Origin of the sequence: Rhodococcus daqingensis, from assembly GCF_042665615.1 — a bacterium.
GTDB classification, from domain to species: domain Bacteria; phylum Actinomycetota; class Actinomycetes; order Mycobacteriales; family Mycobacteriaceae; genus Rhodococcus_G; species Rhodococcus_G daqingensis.
Window position 1 is genome coordinate 52660 of sequence record NZ_JBHTCS010000029.1, and the last position, 5868, is coordinate 58527.

6 protein-coding genes are annotated in these 5868 nt (G+C 69.2%); 5 read left to right on the forward strand and 1 reads right to left on the reverse strand.

The annotated features are described in order from the left end of the window. Nucleotides 1-104: 104 nt before the first annotated feature. A complete protein-coding gene (locus ACFQS9_RS24230) occupies nt 105-1073 on the forward strand; it encodes an alpha/beta fold hydrolase (RefSeq protein WP_378409108.1) in 969 nt (322 codons plus the stop codon). A gap of 17 nt (nt 1074-1090) precedes the next feature. Here the strand turns inward: ACFQS9_RS24230 and ACFQS9_RS24235 are convergent, their stop codons facing one another. Further along, nucleotides 1091-1735, reverse strand: coding sequence for an FHA domain-containing protein (locus ACFQS9_RS24235; protein ID WP_378409109.1), 645 nt, complete (start codon nt 1733-1735; stop codon nt 1091-1093). A gap of 192 nt (nt 1736-1927) precedes the next feature. Between ACFQS9_RS24235 and ACFQS9_RS24240 the strand changes: the two genes are divergently transcribed. The 4 genes from ACFQS9_RS24240 (at nt 1928) to ACFQS9_RS24255 (ending at nt 5856) form a co-directional block, all read left to right on the forward strand. Further along, a complete protein-coding gene (locus tag ACFQS9_RS24240) occupies nt 1928-2062 on the forward strand; it encodes a hypothetical protein (protein WP_378409110.1) in 135 nt (44 codons plus the stop codon). Nucleotides 2063-2070: 8 nt separating this feature from the next. Further along, nucleotides 2071-5034 carry a Kelch repeat-containing protein gene (locus tag ACFQS9_RS24245; protein ID WP_378409111.1) on the forward strand — a complete coding sequence of 988 codons (2964 nt, stop codon included), beginning with the start codon at nt 2071-2073 and terminating at the stop codon, nt 5032-5034. A 226-nt stretch (nt 5035-5260) separates the two neighbouring features. Then, nucleotides 5261-5401 carry a hypothetical protein gene (locus ACFQS9_RS24250; RefSeq protein ID WP_378409112.1) on the forward strand — a complete coding sequence of 47 codons (141 nt, stop codon included), beginning with the start codon at nt 5261-5263 and terminating at the stop codon, nt 5399-5401. Between the two features lie 26 nt (nt 5402-5427). Next, nucleotides 5428-5856, forward strand: a complete 429-nt coding sequence (locus ACFQS9_RS24255; RefSeq protein WP_378409113.1) for a tail fiber domain-containing protein — start codon at nt 5428-5430, stop codon at nt 5854-5856. The last annotated feature ends 12 nt before the right edge of the window (nt 5857-5868 follow it).

Genomic DNA, 5868 nt, shown 5'->3' on the forward strand with positions numbered 1-5868 from the left:
ATAGCGAGTACTGGGGTTGCTGGCTCCAGAACACTGCACGGGGCAAATTGGTCAGTACCCGCAGAAGCGGGCAGACCAGGTCGAATCCGGGTATGGAGGACGCAATGTTGAGCACGCCGAGCGCACGACAGCACACCGGTCGCCGCGTCACCGTCCTCGCGGACGACGGCGTGCCCCTCGCCGTCCAGGAATACGGCCGTGTCGACGCCCCGATCACCGCCGTCTTCGTCCACGGTCACTGCCTGCGTACGGAATCGTGGTCCTTCCTCCGTGAGTACCTGTCGTACTCCTGGGGAGCCGACGTCCGCATGGTCTTCTACGACCACCGTGGGCACGGCGACTCCGGTCACGGCCACGTCGACACCTACACGATCGACCAGCTCGGCCGCGATCTGGACGCCGTCATCCGCACGGTGGTACCCGAGGGCCCCGTGGTGTTGATCGGCCACTCGATGGGCGGAATGACCGCTCTGGCCTATGCGCGCCAGTACCCGGAATCGATCGGCTCGAGGATCGTCGGCATGGCGCTCATCGCATCCGCGGCCAGCGGCCTCACCGAGGCCGGCCTCGGCCGTCTCCTGCACTCGCCCATGGTGTCGGTCTTCCGCACGGCGGTCCGCCGGGCGCCCCGGGTCATGCAGGGCTCGAAGCACCTCAGCCGCATGCTGTGTGCCGGCCTCGTCCGGGTCGTCGGGTGCGGCAGCCGCCGCGTCGATTCGCGGGTCGTCGCGCTCGCTGCCGCGATGGTCAACGACACCTCGGTGGTGACGATGTCCAGCTTCCTGGAGTCGCTGATCGGCTTCGACGAGTCGGCCTCGCTGTCCTCGCTGGCGAACATCCCCTCGTTGGTCCTGTGCGGCGACGAGGACGTGATGACCCCGTTCGAGCACTCCGCCGCGATGGCGTCGCGACTGCCGGCCTCGGAGTTGGTCCGCGTCAGCGGTGCCGGCCACTCGGTGATCCTGGAACGGGCGGCCGAGGTCGCACACGCGGTGGCCGCTCTCGTCGCGCGGGCGGGTCACGGCGGGTCCGCTACCTCGGCAAACCGCGGGGTGCTCGCCAACGCCGGCTGATCTTCACCGCCTGCCGGTCACAGATCGCGTTCGTTGATGATCCCACTCTGCATGGCCAGTTCGGCGAGCCGCACCCGTTTCTGGTTCTGCGGAAGGTCCTCGACATCGAACTTGGCGAACAGCGCGCGCAGGTGCGTCTTGATCGCGTCCACGCTGAGGAACAGCTCCGCGGCGATCGCCTGATTCGACGCCGGGTTCGCGAAGGTCGCCCCGTGCTTGTAGGGCCGGCACAGCCCCGTCAGCACCGCTCGCTGGGTTTCCGTCAACGAGCGCACATTCGGCATGTTCGCCGCGATCATGGTCGCGTCGTCGAGCGCGCCGCCGAACTCGTTGTAGGTCAACAGGGTTCCGCCGATCCTGATGGTGTCGCCTTGGCGTAGCCGCCGGCGGCCTGCGATCCGCTCGCCGTTGACGAAGGTGCCGTTGCGGGACATGCCGTCGTCGACAACGGTCCAGTGGCTGCCCACACATTCGATGACCGCGTGCAGCCGCGAGACCTCCTCGTCGAAGGACAACGCCAGGCCGGAATCCGGTGAGCGGCCGACCGTCAGGCGCGGGTTATCGGGGGAGAGGTCCAGCCGGTGCTGGCGACCTTCCCTGTCTGAGTAGATCAGACGAGACTCAGTGGCTCGGTCCACGACATCCCCAGGGCACGGTTCCATCGTGCCCTCCGGATGTGCGCGCAGCAAGATCGGAAACTCGATAGGCCCCCTGGGGAGGGAATCTGTCACCTTGACGCCCATCTCAACCGGTCGAATACTTTTTCGCACAGGCTGGATGCGAGCGAATCGCGTGGCTGACTACTTGTCAGACCTTCGGCGTATCCTGATACACCTGCGTCAAAGGTGGTTTTGATGAACGCTAACCTGCAGGCCGGCGCACCCGTCGGCGCGATGCCCGCCTATTCGAGCGGCGGGCAGCAGGCGCGCATCGCAGTTCTTCGATCATGGTGTTCGCCCGACGTCCTGATGGGCGCCGGGGGGATCTGAGGCGCCCGATGGTCGACTTCGACCCCGAGGTAACCCAGGCAGCGGGCCGCGGCATCGCGGCCGAGTTGGCCGCGGCCGGGTTCGAGGGGGCGACCGAGGTCGGCCGCGGCGGATTCGGCGTCGTGTACCGCTGCCTGCAGCCATCGCTCGGGCGGATCGTCGCCATCAAGGTCCTGACCTCCGATCTGGACGCCGAGAACCGCGAACGCTTCCTGCGTGAGGGCTACGCGATGGGCGGTCTGTCCGGTCACCCGAACATCGTCAACGTCCTTCAGGTCGGCGTGACCGCAACCGGGCGGCCGTACATCGTCATGCACTACCACCCGCGCGACTCGCTGGCGATCCAGGTGCGTCGGGAGGGACCGCTGCCCTGGCCTGACGCGATCCGCATCGGGGTGAAGCTGGCCGGGGCGCTGGAGACCGCGCACCGGGCCGGCACGCTGCACCGCGACGTCAAGCCGGCGAACATCCTGCTCACCGACTACGGCGAGCCGCAGCTGACCGATTTCGGCATCGCTCACATCGCCGGCGGCTACGAGACGGCGACGGGCGGCTTCACCGGTTCGCTGGCCTTCACCGCGCCCGAGGTGCTCAAGGGCGAATCGCCCACCGCCAGATCGGACGTCTACGGCCTCGGGGCGACGATCTTCGCGCTCATCACGGGCCGGGCGGCGTTCGAACGCAGAACCGGCGAGCCCCTGGTCGCGCAGTTCCTGAGAATCGGTTCCCAGCCGGTCCCCGATCTGCGGCCCCAGGGCATTCCGAACGACGTGTGCGCCGCGATCGAGAAGGCTGTTGCGACCGATCCCGCCGACCGGTATGCCTCGGCGGCAGACTTCGGCTACGACCTCCAGGTCGCCCAGCGTCACCTCGGCCTGCGATCGGACCAGATGGCCCTGGCCGCGGAAGTCCAGACCGGGCAGGTGACCGAGGCGCACCATCCGGGGTACGCCGTGCACTCGGAGCCGCCGTATCGGCCCCAGCTCGAACCGCACCCCTCGGGCCCCCCGGCGTGGCCGTCGACGGGGCCGCAGTGGCCTGCTCCCGGGCCGCCCGGTGGACCGCCGACGGGCAGGCGGCGGGGGGTCCTGGTGGCGCTCGCGCTGATCACGGTGGTGGTCGCCGTCGTGGGCGGCGGCTACCTGTTGGCCCGCCAGACCTCCGGCGGGAACGGTCGGGGCGCCGAGGGCGGTACCGTCGCGGCGCCCGTCGACCCGACCGCCGCCTGGCGTTCGGTCAGGGACGCCCGCGTGGCGCGCCAGCAGACCGCGGTGACGGAGGCCGACGGGACGATCTGGGTGTTCGGCGGGCTCGACGAGGACGGAGTCTCCGCGAAACAGGAGGGTTACGACCCGGCCATCGACACCTGGAAGGCCGGGCCAGACCTGCCGGTCCCGCTCAACCACGCGATGGCTGTCACCTTCAACGAGGAGCCGGTGGTGATCGGTGGTTGGCAGGCGGACGGTCAGAACCTGACCGCGGTCGCTTCCGATCGGGTGATGGCGATGCGGGACGGGCGCTGGGTCGACCTCCCGCCGCTGAACCGGCCCCGCGCGGCGGGGGCCGCGGCCGTCGTCGGGGGCAAGATCGTGGTGACGGGTGGGCAGGCCGACGGCGCGCTGGTGCCGACGACCGAGGTGTTCGACGGCGCCACGTGGACAACCGCGCGGGACCTGCCGACCCCGCGGGAGCACCTGGCCGCGGTGTCCGATGGCACGTACGTCTACGCCGTCGGCGGCCGAGATCTGGCCTCGGACAAGAACTCAGCGGCGCTCGAGCGGTTCGACCCGGTGGCGGGGACGTGGTCATCGTTGCCGGACCTGCCCACCCCGCGAGGCGGCCTCGGTGCGACGTTCATCGACGGCCGGATCATGGCGGTCGGCGGCGAGGAACCGACCCGGGTGCTCCCGACCGTCGAGGCCTTCGATGTCGTCGCCGGGACGTGGATGCAGATGCCGGCGCTGCGCACCCCGCGACACGGCATGGCGGTCGCGTCGGTCGGCAACACCGTCTACGCGATCGGCGGAGCCACCGAGGCCACCCACGCCGAGTCGACCGCGGTGTCCGAGGCCCTGCAGATCGCGCCGCGCAAGACCCAGTGGGCACCGGCGTGGCGGCCGCTGCGGGATGCGCCGATAGCCCGCCAGCAGGCGCCGGCGGCGATGTCGGACGGGACGATCTGGGTGTTCGGTGGCCTGGACGCGACGGGTTCGACCCCGAAGGTCGAGGGTTACGACCCGGCGATCGACACCTGGAAGTCGGGCCCCGACCTCCCGCTGCCGCTCAATCACGCGATGGCCGTCGACTACCGGGGCGAGTTGGTGGTCCTCGGCGGCTGGATGCCCGAGGGACCGAATCAGACCGCGACGGCCTCGGACCGCGTGCTCGCGCTACGCAACGGGGCCTGGGTCGACCTCCCCCGCCTCGATCGGCCCCGCGCGGCGGGTGCGGCCGCGGTGGTCGCCGACAAGATCGTCGTGACGGGCGGGCAGGCGGACGACGAGCTGTTGTCGTCCACGGAGGTGTTCGACGGCACCACCTGGGCCACCGCCGCGGACATCCCGACCTCGCGTGAGCATCTGGGCGCGGTGTCGGACGGCCGGTACCTGTACGCCGTCGGTGGACGGAACCTGGCCTCGGACAAGAATACTGGGGCCTTCGAACGGTTCGACCCGGTGAGCGGGGACTGGGCGACACTGCCCTCGCTGCCGACTCCGCGTGGCGGACTCGGCGCCGCGTTCATCGACGGGCGCATCGTGGTGATCGGCGGTGAGGAACCGACCCGCGTGCTGTCGGCGGTCGAGGCCTACGACGTGTCCACGGGTACCTGGTCGAACCTGCCCGCCATGCCCACGGTGAGGCACGGGATGGCCGTCGCGGTGGTCGGCCACACCGTCTATGCGATCGGCGGTGCACTGCGCCCGACGCACGCCGAATCCACCGCGAACGCACAAGCACTGGATTTCTGGTGATGATCTGATGACGTCCTGAGCAATGTAGTCACATCAACTGTCTTGTGGCACAGCTGTTTCAGTCTTTCGGTTATGCCACGCGGTTGTCGGGAAGAGGGTGGGCGTCGCCACCCCTTGGGTTGGTTTCGGCGCCGGCGTCGATGAATCAGGGTTGTAGGTGTTCACAGATCGGGAGTTCCACACAGAAACGGGACCTTCCGGCACCAGACAACCATCAGGAGGAATCATGCTCGGACTTGTAATCGGACTCGGCGGCGCTGCCCTCAGCATCGGACTCGGACTCGGACTGGGAGCGGTCGGGCTCGGGCTCGGGCTCCTGCTCAGCGACGTCACGATCAAGCACGACGTCACCGAACTCACGGACTGAATCGAGGCGATTCGGTGGCCGACTCTATGAATACGAGCACCGAGCGCGCACAGGGCGCCCCTGGCCAGTGGGTGGACACCGGCCGGGGGCGAGCGCGTGCGCGGCTGTCCGCCCGCACCCGTCACCCGATTGCCTGGCTCAATTCGGCGCTGAGCCACCGGCGCGGAGTCCACACCGATCGGCCGGTGCCCGCCGGCGCCGACGAGGTTCTGCAACGCCTCGCCGAGATGCCGCTCAGCGTGTGGACCTACGGGTTCGACCACCCGTCGGTGCGTCACATGGGTCCGATGGCACAGGATTTCGCCGCCGCATTCGGGCTGGGATCCTCGGACCGGCAGATCTCCGTCGTCGACGCGAACGGGGTGTCCATGGCCGCCATCCAGGCACTCTATCGACGCCTCGTCGAACTCGAGACCGAGGTCGCTCAGCTTCGCTCGGCTCGTGAGGAACTCTGAAAGGGGCTCGTT